Genomic DNA, 22,144 nt, shown 5'->3' on the forward strand with positions numbered 1-22,144 from the left:
CGCGCCCAACCCACTCCCCCCGCCGCCGGGGCTATGAACGGCAGGTTGTCGAGCCTCGACCGGCTCCTGCCCGTCTGGATTTTGCTCGCCATGGCTGCGGGCCTCGCCCTGGGCAAGCTGGTCCCCGGCATCGGCTCGGCATTGGACTCCATCAAGGTCGCCGATGTCTCGCTGCCCATCGCCATCGGCCTGCTCGTGATGATGTACCCGGTCCTGGCGAAGGTCCGCTACAACGAAACCGGCGGGGTCCTCGGCGACAGGCGCCTCATGATCGCCTCTCTGCTCATCAACTGGGTCGCGGCACCCGCGTTCATGTTCGCGCTCGCCTGGGCCTTCCTCCCGGACCTGCCCGAGTACCGCACCGGACTGATCATCGTTGGCCTGGCCCGCTGTATCGCGATGGTGCTGATCTGGAACGACCTCGCCTGCGGCGACCGCGAGGCGGCCGCCGTGCTCGTCGCCGTGAACTCCGTCTTCCAGGTCGTCGCCTTCGGCGCGCTTGGCTGGTTCTACCTGCAGATTCTCCCCGCCTGGCTGGGTCTGCCGACCACCTCGGCCGAGTTCTCGGTTTGGGCGATCATGCTCTCCGTGCTCGTCTTCCTGGGCATCCCCTTGCTGGCCGGCTACCTCACCCGCACCCTGGGCGAGAAGGCCAAGGGTCGCGCCTGGTACGAAGAGAAGTTCCTGCCCAAGCTCGGACCCTGGGCGCTCTATGGGTTGCTCTTCACGATCGTGATCCTGTTCGCGCTCCAGGGCGACGCGGTCCTATCCAAGCCGTGGGACGTGGCCCGCATCGTCCTGCCGCTCCTCGTGTACTTCGCCGTGGTGTTCTTCGCCGGACTCCTGCTCGGCCGCGCGCTTGGCCTGGGCTACGCCCGCTCCACGACCCTCGCCTTCACCGGTGCAGGCAACAACTTCGAACTGGCCATCGCCGTCTCGATCGCCACCTTCGGCGTGACGAGCGGCCAGGCCCTCGCCGGCGTCGTCGGCCCGCTCATCGAGGTCCCCGTCCTCGTGGCCCTCGTCTACGCGGCCCTCTGGCTGCGCCCCAAGCTCTTCGCTTCACCCGCCCCGGCCCCGGCCCCGCTCATCAAGGAGAACGCATGAACGCGCCCAAGTCCACCGTCCTGTTCGTCTGCGTCCACAACGCCGGCCGCTCGCAGATGGCCGCCGGCTGGCTGCGCCACCTCGCCGGCGATCGCGTGGAGGTCCTCTCCGGCGGTTCCGCCCCCGGCGAGGGCATCAACCCCGTGGCCGTCGAGGCCATGCACGAGGTCGGCATCGACATCGCCGCCAACACCCCGCGGGCGCTGGCCACGGACGACGTCCGGGCCTCCGATGTGGTCATCACCATGGGCTGCGGCGACGCGTGCCCCATCTTCCCGGGCAAGCGCTACGAGGATTGGGAGCTGACCGACCCGGCTGGCCAGGGCATCGACACCGTCCGCGCCGTGCGCGACGACATCAAGGCCCGGGTCGAGGCGCTCGTCGCCGAGATCCTCCCCGCCTGAGCCTCACCGCCGGGCACCACTCAAGCGCCGCCCAGCCGCACCACCCCGAACACAGCACAGGAAAGCTCATGACCCTCCAGATCAACGTCCCGCCCGCCGCCACCAACCCCCGCCTCACGGGCCTGCCCGTCGCGATCATCGGGGCGGGCCCCGTGGGCCTCGCCGCGGCGGCCGAGCTGCTGGAACGCGGCCAGAGCGTCGTCGTGCTGGAGGCCGGCCAGCGGGCCGGGGCCTCGATCGAGCGCTGGGGCCACACGCACTTCTTCTCCCCGTGGGAGTACGTGGTGAACGACGCCGCGACGCGGCTCCTGGAGCAGCACGGCTGGGAGGCGCCGGAGGCGGCCAAGAACCCCAGCGGCGCCGAATTCCTGCGCGACTACCTCCTGCCGCTCGCGCAGACCCCCGAGCTCGAGGCGGTCATCCGCTACGGCACCAGGGTCACCGGCGTGTCCAAGGAAGGCATGGACCGCACGCGCAGCGCCGGCCGCTCGCGCGCCCCGTTCCAGCTGCAGCTCTCCGAGTGCTGCGGGCAGCGCACGCTCAATGCGCGGGCCGTCATCGACGCCTCGGGCACCTTCGAGCAGCCCAACTCAATCCTGTCCTCCGGCCTGTCCATCACCGACGCGGCGGCCGAGGCCCGCATCCTCGGCGCGCTGCCCGACGTGCTCGGCGCGGACCGCGAGCGCTTCGCCGGCCGCCACACGGTGGTCGTCGGCGCGGGCCACTCGGCCGCCAACACCCTGCTCAAACTCGCCAACCTGGTCCGCGCGAACGACGGCACGCGCGTCACGTGGGTGGTGCGCTCGGCGCGCCCCACGCGCGTCTATGGCTCGGCCGCGGACGAGCTCGAGGCCCGCGGCAAGCTCGGCACCGACCTGCAGGCGCTCGTCCGCGACGGCGTGATCGAGCTCGTGGATTCCTTCGAGATCGACCACGCGCGCGTGGCCGGGGACCAGCTTCACCTCGCCGGACGACGCCGCGGGGCCGGGTTCACGCTGGCCGCTGACCAGGCGGTCGCGGCCACGGGCTTCCGCCCCGAGCTGGGTTTCCTGCGCGAGACGCGCCTCGCGATGGACGACGTCGTGGAGGCGCCCCGCGCGCTGGCCGGGCTGATCGACCCCAACCTGCATTCGTGCGGCTCGGTGGAGCCGCACGGCGTCGCCGAGCTGGCGCACCCCGACGCCAACCTCTACATCGCCGGCATGAAGTCCTACGGACGCGCGCCGACGTTCCTGCTCCTGACGGGCTACGAGCAGGTCCGCTCGATCGCGGCCGACCTGGCCGGCAACCACGAAGCCGCGCGCCTGGTGCAGCTCGTGCTGCCGGAGACGGGCGTGTGCTCCACGGACGCCGACGGCGGGTGCTGCTCCTGACCCGGCACGGCCGGTCGCGGTGCCCCGGGGCCACGGCTCCGGGGCACCGGGACACCGGGGCACCGGGGCGACTGAGCGCAAAGCCTGTGGCCGATTCCCGCCAGCGCCCGGCGACTACCGGGGTCAGGCTGGAGGGTGAACCGGCCGCGGCCCGCGCGGCCGCCCTCCCAGGGAGCGTTCAGGCATGCGCCGCATCCTTCCCCAGTACCTGCTGCTTGCCCTCGCGTGGGGCTCGAGCTTCTTCTTGGTGTACCTCTCCCTCGGTGGGCTGAGCCCGGCGCAGGTGGTGCTGGCCCGCTTGGTCCTCGGGGCCCTTGCCCTGCTGCTCCTGTGCGCGCTCACGCGGCAGCGACTCCTGCGGCAGCTCCTGGCGTGGGACCACCTGCTGGTCGTGGGCCTCTTCCTCTGCGTGCTCCCCTTCCTGCTCTTCGCGTGGGCCCAGCAGTGGCTCCCCTCGAGCGTGGCGAGCATCCTCAACGCGACCACCCCGCTCATGACCACCCTGGTCACGCTCGTGGCGCTGCGCGCCGAGCGCCCGAACGCCGCGATGCTGGGCGGGCTGCGCATCGGCTTCGCCGGCGTGGCGCTGGTCCTGGCCCCGTGGCAGGGCGGCGGCGGCACGCACCCCGGCGCCGCGCTCGCGTGGCTGGCAGGGACCGCCAGCTACTGGATCGGGATGGTGTACCTGCGGCGCTTCGTGAGCCCGCTCGGCCTGCGCCCCCTGCCCACCGCCGCCGTGCAGGTGAGCCTCGCTGCCACGCTGGTCCTGGTCTTGAGCCCCGTGCTGGCGCGGGGCCCCGTGAGCCTCACGGCGAACGTCATCCTCTCGGCCCTGGCGCTAGGCGTCCTGGGCACGGGGCTCGCGTACGCATGGAACGCCGCCATCGTGGCCTCCTGGGGCGCCACGGCGGCGTCCACCGTGACCTATGCGGCCCCGCTGGTGGGCGTCGCCCTGGGGGTGCTCGTCCTGCGCGAGCCCCTCGGATGGCACCAGCCGCTCGGCGCGCTCGTGGTCATCGCCGGCATCCTCGTGAGCCAAGGGCGGACGCCCCACCCCCGGCGGACCGGGGCAAGCCCCGGCCACCCAGGCAACGCCCCGCGCCCACCCCCGGCCACGCGCCGTTGGGCACGAGGTCGTCAGCACTAGGAACCCGCGAGCGCCTCGACAAAGCGCGCGGCGAGCGCCGAGGACTTGCTCCCCCGCGCCGCGACGAGCCGCGTGAGCGGCGAGCCCGCCAATGGGCGCGCCACCACGCCGGGCAGCAGCGCGTCCGCGACGGAAGCGGGCAGCACCGACGCCCCCACGCCCGCGGCGACGAGGCCCAGCACCGTCTCCTGATGCACCGCCTGCTGCACCACGTTGAGCCGGGGCCCACCCTCGAAGGCCTCGAGCACGCGCGCCACGTAGCCTGGCATGAGCGGGTAAGAGAAGAGGATCAGCGGGTGCAGGGCGAGTTCGGCGGCGCGGACCTCGGCGGCCCCGGCCAGGGGGTGATCTGCCGGCAGCACGGCCACCATGCGTTCCTGAACGAGCGGCGTGAGCTCCAGTCCCGGGACCCGCTCGGGATCGCGCAGGATGCCCACGTCGATCCGTCCCTCGAGGAGCGCCTCGACCTGCTCGCCGCTCGCCGCGGGGACCAGCTCCAGCTCCACGCGCGGGTTGTCAGCGCGGAACTGGCGCATGCCGTGGGGCAGCAGGGCGTAGCTCGCGGAGGACACGAAGCCCACGCGCAGGCGCCCCACCCGGCCGTCGGAGGCGTCCGCCGCGTCCTGCTTGGCCGCCTGCACGTCCGCCATGATCCCCTCCGAACGCTCGCGGAAGCGCTCCCCCGCATCGGTGAGCTGCACGCGGCGCGTGGTGCGTTCGAAGAGCCGGACCCCCAACTCCTCCTCGAGTTTGCGGATAGCCACCGTGAGCGGGGGCTGCGTCATGTGCAGGCGCTCCGCCGCGCGGGCAAAGTTCAGCTCCTCGGCCACGGCGAGGAAGTACTTCAGCTGGCGCAGCTCCACGGCCATCCTTTCGTCACACATTAATAATGTTAAGAAAAATGATAGTGGACACCAATGGATGAGGAAAGCAGACTCGAAGCATCGGCACCGCTTAGCCCCCAAGGAGCATTCAATGGAAACCGTCTCGCACGTCGTCATCGGAGCGGGCCTCATCGGCGCCTCGACCGCCTGGCACCTCGCCGAGCGCGGCCACGACGTCGTCCTCCTCGAACGAGACGTCCCCGCCTCCGAGTTCGGCAGCTCGCACGGCTCGGCCCGCATCTTCCGTTACGCCTACCCGGACCCCCTCTACGCGCAGCTCGTGGTGGACTCCGAGCCGCACTGGGCCCGTCTCTCCCAGCTCGGCGGCGTGGAGCTCATCACGCGCTGCGGCGCCCTGGACCACGGTGAGGACCGCAACCCCGCCCTGCTCGCCGACGTCCTGACGCAGGTGGGCGTTGAACACGAGCTGCTGTCCGCCGAGGAGGCCGCCGCCCGCTTCCCGCAGTTCGCCTTCGAGACCGAGGTGCTCTGGCAGCCCACGGCCGGCGTCCTCGACGCCCAGACCACCGTCGAAACCATGGTGGCGGCCGCCCAGGCCGCCGGCGCCCGGGTCTACACGGGCTGGGAGGTGAGCTCCGTCGTCGAGCAGGAGGACGGACTGCTCATCACCGCCACCGACGGCCGCGAGCTCCTGGCCGGGCACGCGACCGTCGCCGCCGGCGGCTTCCTCCCGTGGCTCCTGCCGCGCCTGCCGCTCTCCGAGGCCTTCCGCTCCGCGCTGCCGGAGTTCGAGGTGACGCAGGAGAACGCCTTCCACTTCCCCTTCGGCGAGGACTTCCCGGCCGGGAGCTGGCCCACCGTCATCCACAAGATCGAGGGCTGGAACTCCTACGCCCTCCCCGGCGGCCGCGACGCCGGCTTCCGCGGCCTCAAGCTCGCCGAGTATCACGCGGGCCGCGCGCTCCCCTCGGCCCAGGACCAGGACGGGGTCATCCCCGCCGAGGTGCGCGAGCGCGTCGTCGCGCAGGTCGCCGCGCTCTACCCGGGCCTCGTCCCCGAGCCCTACGCCGAGACCACGTGCCTGTTCACCATGACCCCCACCGAGGACTTCCTCCTGGAGCGCGAGGGTCGCATCACGCTCTTCTCCGCCTGCTCCGGGCACGGCGCCAAGTTCGCGCCGCTCCTGGGCACGTTCGGAGCGGACGTCGCGACGGGCGCCGCCGAGGCACCGGCACCCTTCCGCGTGGTTTCCGCCGGCTCTGCGAGCGCCAAGTGAGCGTGGGTTTCCAGGGCACGACGGCGGCCGGCCCAGCGGGCGGGCCGGCCGGGCCGGGCCGCGGGGCCGGGTTCGGCGCTGGCGCTCCCGCGTCGGTCGTGGGCCTGCTCGCGGCACTCGAAGGCGTCGGGGCGGATCCGCGCCGCGGGGGCTACACGCGCCCGGGCTTCGGCCGCGAGGAGGCCACCCTGCACGAGTGGTTCGCCCAGGAGGCGCGGGCCCGCGGGCTGGACATTGAACGAGACCGCAACGGCGTGCTGTGGGCCTGGTGGGACGTGCCCGGCGGCTCGCGCTCGAACGCCGTAGCCACGGGCTCGCACCTGGACTCCGTACCGGGCGGCGGGCAGTACGACGGACCGCTAGGCGTGGCCTCGGCCCTGGCCGCCGTGGACCACCTGCGGCTGCGGGGCCTCTCGCCCTCGCGGCCCTTGGCGCTCGTGGTGTTCCCCGAGGAGGAGGGCTCGCGCTTCGGCGTGGCCTGCCTGGGCTCGCGACTCCTGACGGGCCGGCTGGACCCCGCCGAGGCGGCCGGGCTGCGCGATGCGTCCGGTTTGACGCTGGCCGAGGCGCTGGCCGAGTCCGGGCTGGACGCGCGCCACCTGGGCCGCGACCAGGCCGCGCTCGATCGCGTGGCCTGCTTCGTGGAGCTGCACGTGGAACAGGGGCGCGGGCTCATCGACCGCGACGCGGCCGTGGGCCTGGGCAGCTCGATCCTGGGCCACGGGCGCTGGAAGCTGCGCTTCACGGGCCAGGGCAACCACGCGGGCACCACGCTCATGGCCGACCGCCGCGATCCGCTCGTCGCGGCCGCCGGCGCCGTGCTTGCCGTGCGCGATGCGGCGCTCGCGGTCCCTGAGGCCCGCGCGACGGTGGGGCGCCTGCAGCCCCTGCCGGGCGGCACCAACGTCATCGCCTCCGCCGTGGACCTGTGGATCGACGCGCGCCACCCCGACGACGAGGTCACGGCCGAGCTGCTCGGTTCGATTCACGCCGCGGCCCGCGCGGCGGCCGAGGCCGAGAGCTGCGAGGCTGAGCTCAGTACCGAGTCCGTGAGCCCCACCGTGCACTTCGGCCACGCGCTCACCTCGCGCCTGGTCGGGGCCCTCGGCGGGGTGCCGGTGCTCGCGACGGGCGCCGGGCACGACGCCGGCGTGCTCGCCGCGGAGATCCCCACGGCCATGCTGTTCGTCCGCAACCCCACGGGGATCAGCCACTCCCCCGAGGAGTACGCGGCGGACGAGGACGCCGAGGCCGGCGCCGTGGCACTGGCCGACGCCCTGCAGGAGCTGCTGCTGGTCCCCTAACCGCCGCTCCCCCACGAACCGGGTGTGCCCGCCGAGCTGGTCTGCGGGCACACCCTTGTGCGTTCCGGCCCAGCCGGGCCACCCCGGGGCGGGAGCTGACCACCCACCCGCCCCGCGCCGCCGGGCGCTCCCCCAGCCACCCGCCGTCGGGCGCTCCCCGGCCCCGCGCCGCCGGGCACGCCAAAGGGGGCCGGAGACTCGCGGCTCCGACCCCCTGCTCTGGGGTGAGGTAACTCAGGCGAGGGCGGGGGCGGCCCAGATGTTCAGGCTCGTGCCGATGCCCTTCTCCTTGGCGGCGGCGTAGAGCTCCGTGCCCCACGCGACGTCCTCGACCGGCATGCCGCCCACGGAGTAGAGGATGATCTCGTCGTCGGAAGTGCGGCCGGGGGCCTTGCCGGAGACGATGTCGCCGATCTGGTGGATGGACGAGCGCTCCATGCGGCCCTCGTTGACGAGGTCGATGAAGTGCGAGCCAACGATGCCGATCTGCTCGTAGGCCTCGGTGCCGTACTCCTCGGCCCAGGTGTCGTAGAGGCCCAGGTAGTCGACGACCTTGCGCGCCCGGCCCACCAGGAAGTCGTCCTCGAAGGCGGCGGCGGCCGGCAGGAGCAGCAACGCGCCGGGGGCGATCCACTCCTCCTTGATGAGCGGGAAGCCGGAGGAGCCCTCGGCGGCCGTGGTGGGCGCGGAGATGACCACGCCGGCGTCGCGCACGGCGTCCTCGACGGTGTCCACGACCACCACGGAGCTCAGCTGCGGGTGCTTGGCGGCGAGCTCCTCGGCGAAGCGCTGGGCGGAGGCGGCGCCGCGGCCCTTGACCTTGACCGTGGTGATGCCGGGACGCAGGGCCAGCACGCCCTCGGCCGTGGTGCGGGCCATGACGCCGGGGCCGATGATCGCCAAGGTCGTGACGTCCTCGCGGGCCAGGTGCTTGACGCCCACGTTGGGGACGGCGCCGGTGCGGTACGCGGAGAGCAGGTTGCCGCTCATGACGGCGAGCGGGGCGCCCGTGTCGGTGTCGTTGAGGGTGAAGAGGTGGATGGAGCGCGGCAGCCCCTTCTTCTTGTTCTCGGCGTTGGAGCCGTACCACTTCACGCCCGTGGTGCCGAAGCGGCCGCCGAGGTAGGCGGGCATCGCCATGAAGCGGCGGTCCGGGCCGTCGGCGGGCATCCCGGCGTGCACGGGGATCTCCGGGAAGGTGACCATGGCGCCGTGCGAGTCGTGGTTCTCACCGGCCATCATGTAGTCGCCCTGGCTCAGGAGCACGAGCGTCTCCTCCATGACGTCGATGCACCGCACGATGTCGGTCACGCCGGCCTCGATCATCTCCGGCTCGGAGAGGAAGAGGAAGTCAAGATCGGTGTCCATGGGGTTCCTTTCGCCTCGGACCCGCCGGCTCGCGGATCCGTTGTTCACCCCACTCTCCACGGCGCCGCGGGCCGGAGTGCCCGCGGGCAAGGGACCGTAACCGACGTTTCACACCGCCGAAATGTATGACGCCGATTGATAGCCCTGGACTAACGATCGCCTCATCGGGTGCTAGGAATCCGCCGCATCACGGGGTTCAGACTCGTGTGAACACCCACCCACGCCCCCGCATCCATTCGCCAACGGAATGCACTTGTCACCGGGGCAACACGCAAACGAAACACCGCCTCAGCACCATTGAACGTGCCGGGCACCGCACCGCCCGGCGCCCCACCCCCCTGAGGAGGCCAGCATGACCACCCCATCCGCCGACCTTGCGTGGGGGCTCACCGCCCTCGCCTTTGTCACCTTCATGCTCTGCGGCATCGCCCTGTACTACGCGGGCATCGCGGGCCGGAAGAACCCCCTGAACATGATCATGATGGTCATCGGCTCGCTCGCCGTGACGGCCGTCCTCTACGTGGCCTTTGTCCACGGCCTGGTCCTCGGCGATTCCGTCCTGGGCCTCGGGCTCATCGGCAATCCGCTGCAGTTCCTCGGCATGGAATCGGCCATGACCAACACGGAGTCCGGCGGCCCCGAGGACGCCTGGACCTTCGCCTTCTACCTCATGTTCGCCGCGATCACCGTGGCGATCGTGAGCTCGGGCGCCCTGGGCCGCATGAAGTTCGGCGCGTGGCTCGTCTTCTCCGGGCTGTGGCTCGTGCTCGTCTACGCGCCCGTGGCGCACTGGGTCTTCGCCTTCGACGACGAGGAGACCGGCACCGTGGGCGGCTGGTTGCGCAATGTGGTGGGCCTGCACGACTTCGCCGGCGGCACCGCCGTGCACATGAACGCCGGCATGGCGGCCCTGGCCCTCGCCCTGGTCCTCGGCAAGCGCAAGGACACGAGCGAGCGCCCGCACAACCTCCCCCTCGTGGTGCTGGGCGGTTCCATGCTCTTCCTCGGCTGGTTCGGCTTCAACGGCGGCTCCGGCGGCGGCGCGACCTTCACGTCGCAGTACGCGATCCTCACGACCATCCTGGCCGCGTGCACGGGCACGCTCGGCTACCTCCTGGTGGAGAAGAAGCGCACCGGCCGCATGACGACCTTCGGCCTCATCACGGGCCTCATCGGCGGCTTGGTCGGCATCACGCCCTGCGCCGACGCCGTCTCGCCGCTCGGCGCGCTGCTCGTGGGCCTCGTAGCCGGCGCCCTGGTCTCCTGGGCCGTCACGTGGAAGAGCAAGTGGGGCATCGACGAGTCGCTGGACGCCTTCGCGGTGCACGGCGTGGGCGGCATCGCCGGCACGATCTGCGTCATCTTTGTTGGCGCGGCGAGCGCCCCGGCCGGCGTCACCGGCATCTTCTTCGGCGGCGATCCGTCCATCATCTGGCGCGAGCTCGTGGCCATCGTCGCGACGTGCGGCTATTCCTTCCTCGTGACCGCCGCGCTGGCCTGGTTCATGAAGCGCACCATGGGCCTGCGCGTCGAGGAGCAGGTGGAGGAGCGCGGGCTGGATCAGTCCCTCCACGCCGAGTCCGCCTACGACCGCTGAGTCCCCGGGCCGCACGGCTCACCACCTGCCCGACGGCGGGTGCTCGCCTCCCAGCCACCCCGCGCCCTGCAGGGCGCGGGCTGGGAGGCTGGCACCCGCCGTCGTGCTTTCATGTGTCGGCCCCGGCGCGCATCATGGAACCCTGGCCGCGCGAGGGGCACGGTCCATGCCCTGGGGAGTGCCATGACCGCCGCAGTGCCGCCGACCGACCCCGCCAACGCGGGTGCGCCCGCCGCGCCGCCCGCCCCGCCCGCGCCGGCCAACGGGGATCGCCTCTTCCTGCGCGTGCTCGTCAACACGCTCATCGCCAACGTGACCACCTCGTACCTGTGGTTTGCGCTGACGTTCTGGGTGTACCTGGAGACGAAGTCCGTCATGGCCACGGCCATCATCGGCGGCGCGTACATGCTGCTCGTGGCGCTGCTCGGCACCTGGTTCGGCACCCTCGTTGACCGCTACCGCAAGCGGCCCGTGATGATCGCGTCCTCGCTCATCACCCTGGCCACCTACGCGGTGGCCGGCGTGCTGTTCCTGCTCCTGCCCACCGCCGCGCTCCTGAACTGGCGCGGCCCGTGGTTCTGGCTGTTCGCCGGGATCATCCTGCTGGGTGGTGTCGTGGAGAACCTGCGCAACATCGCGCTCTCCACGACCGTGACCATCCTCGTCCCCGTGGAGCGCCGCGATAAGGCCAACGGCCTCGTCGGCACGGTGCAGGGCATCTCCTTCATGGTCACGAGCGTCCTCTCGGGCCTCTCCATCGGCTTCATCGGGATGTCCGGCACGCTGCTCGTGGCGCTCATCATGACCGCAGTGGCCACGGACCACCTCCTGCTGGCAGTCCGCATCCCCGAGCCGCAGCACGCCGAGGGCGCGCAGCCAGACGTTCCGCGCGGTGTCGACTTCCGCGGTGCGTGGGCGGCCGTGCGCTCCGTGCCCGGGCTGCTCGCCCTGCTCCTCTTTGCGACGTTCAACAACCTCGTGGGCGGCGTCTTCATGGCCCTCATGGACCCCTACGGGCTCACGCTCTTCGACGTGAAGACGTGGGGCATCGTGCTCGGCGTCACGAGCATCGGTTTCATCGTGGGCGGCGGGCTCGTGGCCAAGCTCGGCCTCGGCCCCAAACCCCTGCGCACGCTCCTGCTCGTCAACATCGCCCTGGCCCTGCTCGGCGCCACCTTCACCCTGCGCGAGTTCTGGTGGCTCTACGCCGCCGGCATCTTCGTCTACATGGCGCTCATCCCGGCCGCGGAGGCGGCGGAGCAGACCATCATCCAGCGCGTCGTGCCGCTGTCCACCCAGGGCCGCGTCTTCGGCCTCGCCGCGAGCATCGAATCCGCCGCCGCTCCCGTGTCCGCGTTCATCATCGGGCCCATCGCCGAGTTCGTGGTCCTGCCCGCCCTGCGTGAACCGGGGACCGCCGAGTCCTACGCCTGGCTCCTGGGGCGCGGGGAGGCGCGCGGCATCGCGCTCGTGTTCCTCGCGGCCTCGCTCGTGCTGCTCGTGGTAGTGCTCCTGGCCTTCGCGAGCCGCTCCTACCGCCAGCTCAGCGCCGCCTACGCCGAGGCCGAGCCCGAGGCGGCGCCGGAGGGCGCGGCCGCTGTAGCAGGCGCAACAGGCGCGCTCGGCGGCACCTCGGCCGAGACCTCGTCGAATCCCTCGGGAGAGACCGGCGCCACCCCGGGCCGGTGAACGGGTCCGCGGCTGACTATCCTTGGGGGTTATGACCTCCTCCCCCGCCGATCCCTCGGCCGAGGCCGGCGCGCCCGCCGTCGCGGACGCCTCCGGCACCCAGGGTGCCGCCGACGCCGCGGCCCAGCCGACCGCCGTCGAGCCCTCCTCCCGCACGCCCCGTCGCCAGCCCACCCCGGGCAAGGCCGCCGAGGACCCGAGCTTCTACCGCGCCGAGCCGGTGAGCTTTGTGCGCCGCGGCGAGCGCATGACCGCCGGCCAGGAGCGTGCGTGGGAGGAAATGAAGGACGAGCTCCTCATCGACGTGCCGCGTCATCATGCCTCCACGTCGATCCTGCCCGACGCCGTGATCGACATCCCGGGCGCGTTTGAGCACCCGGAGCGCCCGCTCACCGTGGAGATCGGGTCCGGCCTCGGCGAGGCCACGGCCCACGCCGCCACCGAGCATCCCGAGCGCAACTTCCTGGCGGTGGAGGTCTACACCCCCGGGCTCGCCAAGCTCATGGAGGAGGTGCGCGACCGCGGCCTCAAGAACGTCCGCGTCATGCAGGCCAACGCGCCCGAGGTCTTGGACATCGCCCTGAAGCCCGGCCAAGTGGACGAGCTCTGGATCTTCTTCTCCGACCCGTGGCACAAGAAGCGCCACCACAAGCGCCGCCTCATCACGGACGCCTTCGCCGAGCGCGCCGCCACGGTCATCCGCCCCGGGGGCACGTGGCGCTTGGCCACCGACTGGTCGAACTACGCGGAGCAGATGCGCCGGATCATCGCCGATTCCGGCGAGTTCGTGAACGTGCACGACGGCGAGCGCTCGGGTCTGGATTCCCCGCTCACCGACATCCGCCGCCAGGAGATCGAGAACCGCGAGGCCGAGCCGGACTTCGTGGACGAGGAGGGCGGCTGGGCGCCGCGCTTCGCGGGTCGCACGCTGACGAGCTTCGAGGCCAAGGCCCTCAAGGCCGGGCGCAACATCTTCGACCTGACCGCGCGCCGGGTCTGACGCGCAGCCGCCAACGCGGGAAGGCCCCGCCCTGGATCGTTCCGGGGCGGGGCCTTCCCGCGTTCGGGGTGCGCCCGGCTGACGGGCCGCTCAGCGACCCGGCGGCAACTCGGTCGCCGCGTCCGGCCCGAAGGCCTGCGCATAGGAGGCAAAGAGCGGCTCCCACTCGGCGTCACCCGGCGCGGCGGGGTCCCCGAGCTCCCGCGCCAGAGCGGCCACACACACGTGCCAGCCCGCGGCGTCGCGTGCCGCGCGTCCCAGCTGGTCGATCCGCGCGCTGACGCGGGCGAGGCTCCCGCCGCCGGGTGCGTCGCTGACGGCCAGGGTCAGAAGGTCTCCGGCCCAGTCAATGGCCCATCGATCCGGCACCGCCCCGCCGTCAATGGCGTCGAGCGACACGAGCGTGCCCGGGAGCACGAGGTCCTCCTCGCGGCTGGCCCCCTCGAAGCGGAAGCTCAGCTCCCCACCCGCGGTGAAGGAGCCGGAGACGTGGCAAGGAAACCAGGTGCTGAGCGCCTCCGGGGTGGCAGCCGCGGCGAAGACCGCCTCCGGCGCGAGCGTGGATCGCAGCTCGAAGCCGAGCAACCAGGCGCGGCCCAGCGGGGTGAGGAAGGCGGGGATCAGCGTGCTCATGGAACCCATGTCAGCACGTCTGAGGGCAAAAACAAGGGCGGACACGGAATCAAAAGACTCAACATGTCCGCCCTTGTGCGCCAAGGGGGGGCCGGAGCGGCAACTTGGGGGAACGTCGCTCCGATAGGCGCTGCGGTGGCCGCGAGGGGGGCTTGCGACCACGTGATGAGTCAACCACATGGGGCCGACGTCATTCAAGTTCTGCGAGGCGTATTTTTGTAAGGTTCGCCACTGGGTCGAATGCTGAGCATAAGTCCCCCTGATGAACAAAAGGCGAACAGTCAGGACGGGCGGCGCAGCGTGGTCAGCGAGAGCGGTGCGAACTGCACCGCCTGCCGCGCGCGGGCCTCGCGTCCGCTGGCCTTGATGGACACCTCACCGCTGGAGCCTGCAGCAAAAACGCGGGGGGCCGTGACGGACTCGAAGCGGATCCGCCAGTGGTCAAGCTGCCCCTCGAGCTCGGCCACGCGCTGCTGCAGCTGCTGGGCCTGGCGCTCAAGGTCGATCATGCGGCGGACGCCCTCGAGCGAGAGGCCCTCGGAGGACAGCTGCGCCACGCGGCGCAGGCGTTCCACATCGCGGGAGCTGTAGCGGCGGTGCTCGCCGCCCTGCCGCTGGGGCACCACGAGGCCCAAGCGGTCGTACTGGCGCAGCGTCTGCGGGTGCATGTGCGCCAGCTGTGCAGCCACGGAGATGACGAACACCGGGGTGTCCTTGTCCACCATGCCCTTCGCCTCCTTCGTTGTTGAGGGGCCGGGCCCCTCGGATCAGTGCACCGCCGCGGCGCCCACCCCAGGCAGGGGCGGCGCCGCGGCGAACGGTTTACAGCTTGGCGCGCTCGGCCAGATCCGCGCGCGGATCCTCGCCGGCGGTGGCCTCGGCGAACGCCTCGACGGCGGCCTTGGCCTCCTTGGACAGGCGGTTCGGGACCACCACGTCCAGCACCACGTACAGGTCGCCCTGCCGCTTCGCGGTCTTGATGCCGCGGCCCTTGAGCCGCAGCACCTTGCCGGACGGGCTGCCCGCCGGCACCTTGACCTTCACGGCGTCGCCCGTGAGCGTCGGTACGGACACCTGTCCGCCCAGCGCCGCCTCGGCGAAGCTCACCGGGATGTGCACGCGGACGTCGTCGCCCTCGCGGGCGAAGAACGGGTGGTCCTTGACGTGCACCTTCACCAAGAGGTCGCCGGGCCCGGCGGCGCCGGGACGTCCCTTGCCGCGGGCACGGACGGTCTGACCGTCCTTGACGCCGGCCGGGATGCGCACGTCGATCGTCTCGCCGTTCGGCTCGCGCAGCCCAATGGTGGTCCCCTCGATGGAGCCCTTGAAGGAGATGGTCGTCTCCGCCTGGCGGTCCGCGCCGCGCTGGGGCTGCTGCTGGAAGCCGCCGAAGCCGCCGCCACCGCCGCCGAACATGCCCCCGAAGAGATCGCTCAGGTCAGGGCCGTCGCCGTTCTGGTAGCGAACGCGCTGCCCGCCGCCGCCGAACATCCCGCCGAACATGTCGTCGTAGCCACCGCCGGCGCCGCCGGCCTGGAAGCGGGCCCCCGAGCCCATGGCGCGGATCGCGTCGTACTGCTGGCGTTCCTCCGGATCGGAGAGCACCGAGTTGGCCTCGGTGATGTCCTTGAAACGGCGCTCGGCGTCGGCATCACCAGCGTTGGTGTCCGGGTGATTCTGGCGCGCAAGCTTGCGGTACGCCTTCTTGATGTCCGCCTCGCTCGCGTCCTTGGACACGCCGAGTACGGCGTAAAAGTCTTTGTCCACCCAGTCCTGGCTGGCCATCCAAGCACCCCCTTCTCGCTGGTGCGTCGTTGTCAAAAGTCGTGTGCCCCGCCCCCGGAAGGGGCGGAGGGGCCGTCGTTGATGCCCGACGGCGGGGCGTTGCGGCCCCGCGGGCCGCTCGCCTCAGGCGAGGCGAAAGGGAGGCGACGCCGCCCGGGAAGGCTCCCGGGCGGCGTCGTGCCTCACTCTCCGGTGGAGACGAGCACCTGCGCGGCGCGCAGCACTCGGTCGCCGCGCTTGAAGCCGGTGCGCAGGACCTGGCCCACGTGCTCGGCCTCGACGCCCGGCCACGGCTGACGCAGCAGCGCCTCGTGCACCGTGGGGTCGAACTCGACGCCCGCCTCATCGATGCGCTCCACGCCGAGCGCCGCGAGCGCGGCGTCCAGCTTGGTCGCGATCGAGGCGAAGGGCCCGTCGACGAGGTCGCCGGCCGCGCGGGCCGCGTCGACGTCGTCGAGCACCGGGATCAGCGAGGCGACGGTGGCGTTGACGCCCGTCTCGCGGGCCGCCTCCTTGTCCCGCTCCACGCGCCGGCGGTAGTTCGTGAACTCGGCCTGCAGTCGAAGCAGGTCGGCCTTGAACTCGTCCGCTGCCGCGGTGTCGGCGTCCTGGGCCGCGCCGGCGGCGTCGAGGATCTCCTCGGCCTGGGACAGGGCATCGCCCTCGCTCCCCTGCGCGGCCTCCTCGGACGCGCCGGCCTCACCGCGCACCTCACCCGACTCGGGATCGATCTTGCGCTTGTCGGTGAAGCTGACGGGCTCCTCCTCGGGGGTGAACTCCTCGTTCGCCATGACTAACCTCAGTTCTTCTTCTCGTCGTCCTCGTCGACCACCTCGGCGTCGACGACGTCCTCGTCCGCGTTGGCGGAGGAGGTGTCGGCACCGGCGGCGTCGGCGGGGGCGGCCTGCGAGTAGAGCGCCTCGCCCAGCTTGGACTGGGAGGCCTGCAGCTTCTCGAACGCGGCCTTAACCTCGGCGTCGTTGTCCTGCTGCTCCAGGGCGGCCTTCAGAGCGTCGACGTCGGCCTGCACCTCGGTCTTGACCTCCTCGGGCAGCTTGTCCTCGTTGTCCTTGATGAGCTTCTCCACGGAGTACGCGGCGGACTCGGCGGCGTTGCGGGTCTCGGCGGCCTCGCGACGCTTCTTGTCGTCAGCAGCGTGCTCCTCGGCCTCCTTGACCATGCGGTCGATGTCGTCCTTGGAGAGGGACGAACCACCCGTGATGGTCATGGACTGCTCCACACCGGTGCCCTTGTCCTTGGCGGACACGTGCACGATGCCGTTGGCGTCGATGTCGAAGGTGACCTCGACCTGCGGCACGCCACGGGGGGCCGGGGCGATGCCCGTGAGCTCGAAGGTGCCAAGCGGCTTGTTGTCGCGGGTGAACTCGCGCTCGCCCTGGAAGACCTGGATCGACACGGAGGGCTGGTTGTCCTCGGCGGTCGTGAAGGTCTCGGAACGCTTGGTCGGGATGGCCGTGTTGCGCTCGATGAGCTTAGTCATCACGCCGCCCTTGGTCTCGATGCCGAGGCTCAGGGGGGTCACGTCGATGAGCAGAACGTCCTTGCGCTCGCCCTTCAGCACGCCGGCCTGCAGGGCGGCGCCGACGGCGACGACCTCGTCCGGGTTGACGCCCTTGTTGGCCTCCTTGCCGGCGAGCTCCTTGACGAGCTCGGCCACGGCGGGCATTCGGGTGGAGCCACCGACGAGCACCACGTGGGCGATCTCGGAGATCTTCACGCCGGCCTCGGCGATGACGTCGTTGAACGGCTTACGCGTGCGCTCCAGCAGATCGGAGGTGAGCTCCTGGAACTTGGCGCGGGACAGGTGCTCGTCCAGGTGCACCGGGCCCTCGGGGGTCACGGAGAGGTACTGGAGCGAGATGTTGGTGCTCGTCGCGGAGGAGAGCTCCTTCTTGGCCTGCTCGGCGGCTTCCTTCAGGCGCTGCAGGGCGATCTTGTCCTTGGACAGGTCGGCTCCCTTGGCCTTGGCCTGGCTCAGCAGCCAATCGACGATGCGCTGGTCCCAGTCGTCGCCGCCCAGGCGGTTGTCACCGGCGGTGGCGCGCACCTGAATGGTGGAGAAGCCGTCGTCGTCCTTGCCCACCTCGAGGAGGGAGACGTCGAACGTGCCGCCACCCAGGTCGTAAACGAGGATGAGCTCGTCCTCGTTGCCCTTGTCCAGGCCGTAGGCCAGGGCCGCGGCGGTGGGCTCGTTGACGATGCGCAGGACGTTCAGGCCCGCGATCTCGCCGGCCTCCTTGGTGGCCTGGCGCTCGGCGTCGTTGAAGTAGGCCGGCACGGTGATGACCGCGTCGGTGACCTTCTCGCCCAGGTAGTCCTCGGCGTCGTGCTTGAGCTTCATGAGCGTGCGCGCGGAGATCTCCTGCGCGGTGTACTTCTTGCCGTCGATGTCGACGGTCCAGTCGGTGCCCATGTGGCGCTTCACGGAGAAGATGGTGCGGTCAACGTTGTTGACGGCCTGGCGCTTGGCGATGTCGCCGACCAGGACCTCGCCGTTCTTGGCGAAGGCCACGACGGACGGCGTGGTGCGCGAACCCTCGGCATTCGCGATGACCGTCGGCTCGCCGCCCTCAAGGACGGACACGACGGAGTTGGTGGTTCCGAGGTCAATACCCACGGCACGGGACATGTGCTGTTCCTTCTTTCCTGCTCGATGTCTAGATCTGACCTTTGAGCCCCCGGCGGGGGCCTTGAGCCTGCTGCACTCAAGTTTAGTGACCCGCTTCCTCGTGTCAACTAAACCTGAGTCGGCTTGACTCAACTTTGGTCTTGCCTTCATCAACCAGACACCTGGGGGTTTCATTCCCGAAGGGTTCCTCGAAGCACGTGAGCCTCGTCACGCTCTGCCCCTCAATGCAAACTGGTCCGATTTTCTGTTGATTTCGCCCGGATTCGCCCCGGATCAACAGAAAATCGGACCAGCTTGTCAGGCGGGGCCTCAGGCCTTGCCGCGGGCCAGCTTGGACGGCCACCACATCGACCGGCCGAGCGTGTGCCCCAGCGCCGGGACCAGGAGCGAGCGCACCACGAGGGTGTCCAGCAGCACGCCGAAGGCCACGATGAAGCCCAACTGCACCATGAACATGATCGGCACCACCGAGAGGGCGGCAAACGTCGCCGCGAGCACCACGCCGGCGGACGTGATGACGCCGCCCGTCACGGTCAGGCCGCGCGTGATGCCGTCCTGCGCACCGTGCGCCTTGACCTCCTCGCGCACGCGCGTCATGAGGAAGATGTTGTAGTCAACGCCCAGCGCCACGAGGAACGTGAAGCCGAAGAGCGGCACGGCCGGATCGGCGCCCGGGAAGTTGAACAGCCCGTTGAACACGAGCGCCGAGACGCCCATCGCCGTGCCGTAGGAGAGCACCGTGGTGACCATGAGGATCACGGGTGCCACCACGGAGCGCAGCAGCAGCATGAGGATCAGCAGGATCGCGCCGAGCACGATCGGGATGATCTTCTTGACGTCCTCCTGCGCCGTGACCTGCTTGTCCAGGCTCGTCGCGGACGCGCCGCCGACCAATGCCTCGCCGTCCACGGCGTGCACCGCCTCGCGCAGCGACGCCACGGTGGAGAGCGCCTCCTCGGAGTCCGCGGCGTCGGAGAAGGTTGCCTGGATCTGCACGCGGCCCTCGACCACCTTGGGCTCCACGCCGGGCCGCACGGGCCCGCCGTCCTCGCCCACCACGTAAGCCGAGGCGACCCCCGGAACCTTCGTGGCGGCGTCGAGCACCGGCGTCCCCTGCGCCTCGGTGGCGTAGATCTGGGCCGGCGAGCCGGCGCCCGCGTCGAAGTGGCGGGCGATGGCCGCGTTGCCGAGCTTGGAGTCGGTCTGGCCGAGCACGAGCTCGGAGTCCGGAACGCCGGAGGCCTTGAGCTGGGTGACGCCGAGGCAGCCGGCCGCCAGCACCAGCGCGGTCAGGATCCACACGGGGCGATGGTGCTTGCGCACCCACAGGGCCAGCCGGCCCCACACGCCGTGCTGGCGCGCCCACGCACCGATGTCCTGGCCCTCAGTGCCCGACGACGCGGCGGCCGGCTTGGGCTGGAAGGGCCAGAAGGCGGCCTTGCCCAGGAGCGCGAGGAGCGCGGGCAGGAGCGTGAGCGCCGCGAGCACGGAGAAAACGATGCCGCTCGCGGTGATGGGGCCCAGGGCCTTGTTGGAGTTGAGGTCGGAGAACATGAGGCAGAGCAGGCCCACCACCACGGTGCCGGCCGAGGCCAGAATGGGCTCCACCGAGCGCTTCCAGGCGTGCTTGATGGCCGCTGCCTTGGGTTCGCCGGCCGCGATCGCCTCGCGGTAGCGGGCCACGAAGAGCAGGCAGTAATCGGTCGCTGCGCCGATGACGAGGATGGAGAGGATGCCCTGGCTCTGCCCGTCGATGCGGATGAACTCGGCCTTGGCCATGAAGTAGACGGTGACGATCGCGGCGCAGAGCGCCGCCATGGCCGTGAGCAGCACGGCGAAGGGCAGCAGCAGCGAGCGGTAGACGATGAGCAGGATGACCAAGACGGCGATGACCGCGACGAGCAGGAGGATGCCGTCGATGCCGCCGAAGGCCTCCTTGAGGTCGGCGGTGAAGCCGGCCGCGCCCGTCACGTGGACGGCGGAGTTCCCGGCAAACGTCCCGTCGCCGGCGGCCGCGGCACCGGCCGAGCGCAGGGCCTCCACCGCCACATCCGAGTCGGTGTTGGCGGAGATCGGCACGATGAACTCGAAGGCCTTCTTGTCCTCGGACGGGATGGGGCCCACGACGTCGCCCTCCACCACACCGGTGTCCTTGAGTGCCGTGGCGAAGGTGGCTCCGGAGGCCGGGCTGAGCTCCGCGTCGGATTCGACGATCACCACGGCGGGGATCGACTCGGAGGAGTTGAACTTGCTCTGCCACTCGACCGCCTTGGTGGCCTCGGCCGAGGAGGGAAGGAAGGTCGTCTGGTCGGTAGTCTGGACGTCGCCGATCTTGCCGAAGGTCGGCCCGCCGACCCCCATCACCCCGAGCCACACGAGCGCGATGAACACCGCGGCGAGCGCTCGCCACACCGCCTTCTTGGTCTGCTTGCCCTGCTCGGGGGCGCGCCCCGTTGCCTCGGTCTTCACGTCAACCCTTCCTCCGCGAATTGCTTCGATGATGGAAAGAATAGATCATCGAAGTCTTCGGCGTCGAACGGTAGAATCGACAGGTGCCCGCATCCGGCGGGCCGCGCGGGAGAGGGAAGCAGCGTGAGTGGCGGGATGAACCCGGTGCGGTGGGAGGTGGTGCGCCTCCTCCAAGACGTCACCGTTGCCTCCGATCGCTACGTCGACGCCGCCGCCCGCGCCGAGGGCCTGCACCGCACCGATCTGCACGCGCTCTCCGCCGTGGTCCGCCACCAAGACGCCAACGAGCCGCTGACCATCTCGGCCCTCGCGCAGCGCCTCGACCTCTCCGCCCCGGCCACCACGGCGCTCGTGGATCGCATGGAGCGCAACGGTCACGTCGAACGTGAGCGCTCGGAGCGCGACCGCCGCCGCGTCACCCTCGCCTCCACCGACTCGGCCCGCAGCACGGGCGCCCGTCTCTTCATGCCGCTCGGCCGCGCCATCGACTCGGTCACCTCCCGCTACAGCGACGAGGAGCTGGCCCTCGTGGCCCGCTTCCTGGACGAAGCAGCCGAGGCCATCACGGAGGCCGGGCCCATCCACCGCGATCCGCGCGCCGTCTCCCCCGCTCCCCCGGCGGACGCCGCCCCGGGCCGGCCGGCACCAGCCGGCGCCACGCACCCCACCGCACCACCCGCCGTCGGACACCTCCCGGAGCCTCCCAGCGCATGAGCCTGAGCACCTTCCTCGCCCTGCTGACCGCCACGATCGTCATCTCGCTGACGCCCGGCGCGGGCGCGGTCAACACCATGACCAACTCGATCTCCCAGGGCTGGCGGCGTTCCTTCTGGGGCATCCTCGGCCAACAGATCGCCCTCATCATCCAGGTCGTCATCGTGGCCATCGGCGTGGGCGCCCTCGTGGCCGCCTCCCCGGCGGTCCTCACCGTGATCCGCTGGCTCGGCGCCGCGTACCTCGTCTACCTCGGCGTGCGCATGCTGCTGGCCAAGCCGACCGTCCCGGACGCCCCGGCGCATGAGGAGTTCGACGCCGCCGCCCCGACCTCCGGCGCCAAGGGTCACGTGCCGGGCGGGCGCGCCGGCGCGGGCACCCGCGAAAGCGCGTGGTCCATGATCCGCCGCGGCACGCTCGTGAACCTGCTCAACCCCAAGGCCATCGTGTTCTTCCTGGCCTTCATCCCGCCGTTCATCCGCGCGGACCTGCCGCAGTTCCCGCAGTACCTGATCATCGCCGTGACCTGCGTGGTCGTGGACGTCATCGTCATGTGGTTCGGCTTCGCGGCGCTGGCCCGCCCGCTCGGCCGGCTCATGCACACCACGCGCGGCCAGCGCATCCTCAACACGATCTTCGGCTGCTGCTTCCTGCTCGTGGCCGCGCTGTTGCTGCTGATCCACTGACGCCCCGCCACCGGGCTAGGTGTATTGCCCCGCCAGGTTGGGTACGCGGCTGGCGGGGGTGGAGCCCTTGAGTGATGTGTGGCCGCGGTGGTGATTG

At 71.1% G+C, this 22,144-nt stretch carries 19 protein-coding genes; 11 read left to right on the forward strand and 8 right to left on the reverse strand.

What is annotated here, in order from left to right:
- Positions 1-33 precede the first annotated feature (33 nt).
- From arsB to DWB68_RS00875, 4 genes are all read left to right on the forward strand, one after another.
- Positions 34-1,107, forward strand: coding sequence for an ACR3 family arsenite efflux transporter (arsB, locus tag DWB68_RS00860; protein ID WP_119423237.1), 1,074 nt, complete (start codon positions 34-36; stop codon positions 1,105-1,107).
- Entirely contained in the window at positions 1,104-1,511 is a 408-nt protein-coding gene (locus DWB68_RS00865) for an arsenate reductase ArsC (RefSeq protein ID WP_119423238.1), read from the forward strand. Before arsB ends, DWB68_RS00865 begins: the two co-directional genes overlap by 4 nt.
- A 68-nt stretch (positions 1,512-1,579) precedes the next feature.
- Positions 1,580-2,884 (forward strand): FAD-dependent oxidoreductase, encoded by a 1,305-nt coding sequence (locus DWB68_RS00870; RefSeq protein WP_119423239.1) that lies wholly within the window; start codon positions 1,580-1,582, stop codon positions 2,882-2,884.
- A 184-nt stretch (positions 2,885-3,068) separates the two neighbouring features.
- The gene (locus DWB68_RS00875) at positions 3,069-4,031 is read left to right on the forward strand and encodes a DMT family transporter (RefSeq protein ID WP_119423240.1); all 963 of its coding nucleotides are present in this window, start codon (positions 3,069-3,071) and stop codon (positions 4,029-4,031) included.
- Here DWB68_RS00875 and DWB68_RS00880 read toward each other — a convergent pair.
- The gene (locus tag DWB68_RS00880) at positions 4,028-4,894 is read right to left on the reverse strand and encodes a LysR family transcriptional regulator (protein ID WP_158588162.1); all 867 of its coding nucleotides are present in this window, start codon (positions 4,892-4,894) and stop codon (positions 4,028-4,030) included. The genes DWB68_RS00875 and DWB68_RS00880 overlap by 4 nt on opposite strands.
- Before the next feature lie 112 nt (positions 4,895-5,006).
- Here DWB68_RS00880 and DWB68_RS00885 point away from each other — a divergent pair, with 112 nt between their 5' ends.
- The gene (locus DWB68_RS00885) at positions 5,007-6,152 is read left to right on the forward strand and encodes an FAD-dependent oxidoreductase (protein WP_119423241.1); all 1,146 of its coding nucleotides are present in this window, start codon (positions 5,007-5,009) and stop codon (positions 6,150-6,152) included.
- A 104-nt stretch (positions 6,153-6,256) separates the two neighbouring features.
- Positions 6,257-7,456, forward strand: coding sequence for an allantoate amidohydrolase (locus DWB68_RS00890; protein WP_199700336.1), 1,200 nt, complete (start codon positions 6,257-6,259; stop codon positions 7,454-7,456).
- A gap of 234 nt (positions 7,457-7,690) precedes the next feature.
- Here the strand turns inward: DWB68_RS00890 and DWB68_RS00895 are convergent, their stop codons facing one another.
- Entirely contained in the window at positions 7,691-8,824 is a 1,134-nt protein-coding gene (locus DWB68_RS00895) for a tyramine oxidase subunit B (protein ID WP_119423242.1), read from the reverse strand.
- A 352-nt stretch (positions 8,825-9,176) separates the two neighbouring features.
- Between DWB68_RS00895 and DWB68_RS00900 the strand changes: the two genes are divergently transcribed.
- The 3 genes from DWB68_RS00900 (at position 9,177) to trmB (ending at position 13,110) form a co-directional block, all read left to right on the forward strand.
- Complete coding sequence (locus DWB68_RS00900; RefSeq protein WP_119423243.1) at positions 9,177-10,421, forward strand: ammonium transporter; 1,245 nt, start codon at positions 9,177-9,179, stop codon at positions 10,419-10,421.
- 183 nt (positions 10,422-10,604) lie between these two features.
- Positions 10,605-12,110, forward strand: coding sequence for an MFS transporter (locus DWB68_RS00905; RefSeq protein WP_119423244.1), 1,506 nt, complete (start codon positions 10,605-10,607; stop codon positions 12,108-12,110).
- Between the two features lie 31 nt (positions 12,111-12,141).
- A complete protein-coding gene (gene trmB, locus DWB68_RS00910; protein WP_119423245.1) occupies positions 12,142-13,110 on the forward strand; it encodes a tRNA (guanosine(46)-N7)-methyltransferase TrmB in 969 nt (322 codons plus the stop codon).
- Positions 13,111-13,200: 90 nt separating this feature from the next.
- On the opposite strand, the gene DWB68_RS00915 is transcribed toward trmB, so the two are convergent.
- From DWB68_RS00915 to DWB68_RS00940, 6 genes are all read right to left on the reverse strand, one after another.
- Positions 13,201-13,743, reverse strand: a complete 543-nt coding sequence (locus DWB68_RS00915) for an SRPBCC family protein (protein WP_147391539.1) — start codon at positions 13,741-13,743, stop codon at positions 13,201-13,203.
- A gap of 281 nt (positions 13,744-14,024) precedes the next feature.
- Positions 14,025-14,468 carry a heat shock protein transcriptional repressor HspR gene (locus tag DWB68_RS00920; protein ID WP_119423247.1) on the reverse strand — a complete coding sequence of 148 codons (444 nt, stop codon included), beginning with the start codon at positions 14,466-14,468 and terminating at the stop codon, positions 14,025-14,027.
- Positions 14,469-14,565: 97 nt separating this feature from the next.
- Positions 14,566-15,528 carry a DnaJ C-terminal domain-containing protein gene (locus tag DWB68_RS00925; RefSeq protein WP_119423248.1) on the reverse strand — a complete coding sequence of 321 codons (963 nt, stop codon included), beginning with the start codon at positions 15,526-15,528 and terminating at the stop codon, positions 14,566-14,568.
- A gap of 182 nt (positions 15,529-15,710) precedes the next feature.
- Positions 15,711-16,319, reverse strand: a complete 609-nt coding sequence (locus DWB68_RS00930) for a nucleotide exchange factor GrpE (protein ID WP_119423249.1) — start codon at positions 16,317-16,319, stop codon at positions 15,711-15,713.
- Positions 16,320-16,327: 8 nt separating this feature from the next.
- Entirely contained in the window at positions 16,328-18,178 is a 1,851-nt protein-coding gene (gene dnaK, locus DWB68_RS00935; RefSeq protein WP_119423250.1) for a molecular chaperone DnaK, read from the reverse strand.
- 309 nt (positions 18,179-18,487) lie between these two features.
- Entirely contained in the window at positions 18,488-20,647 is a 2,160-nt protein-coding gene (locus DWB68_RS00940) for an MMPL family transporter (protein ID WP_233548535.1), read from the reverse strand.
- Positions 20,648-20,770: 123 nt separating this feature from the next.
- On the opposite strand from DWB68_RS00940, the gene DWB68_RS00945 reads away from it, so the two are divergent.
- Both DWB68_RS00945 and DWB68_RS00950 read left to right on the forward strand, forming a co-directional pair.
- Positions 20,771-21,361 (forward strand): MarR family winged helix-turn-helix transcriptional regulator, encoded by a 591-nt coding sequence (locus tag DWB68_RS00945; RefSeq protein WP_147391540.1) that lies wholly within the window; start codon positions 20,771-20,773, stop codon positions 21,359-21,361.
- Positions 21,358-22,047, forward strand: a complete 690-nt coding sequence (locus DWB68_RS00950; protein WP_119423252.1) for a LysE family translocator — start codon at positions 21,358-21,360, stop codon at positions 22,045-22,047. The genes DWB68_RS00945 and DWB68_RS00950 overlap by 4 nt, the downstream gene beginning before the upstream one ends.
- Positions 22,048-22,144 lie beyond the last annotated feature (97 nt).

Source organism: Galactobacter valiniphilus (genome assembly GCF_003575975.1).
Lineage (GTDB): Bacteria > Actinomycetota > Actinomycetes > Actinomycetales > Micrococcaceae > Galactobacter > Galactobacter valiniphilus.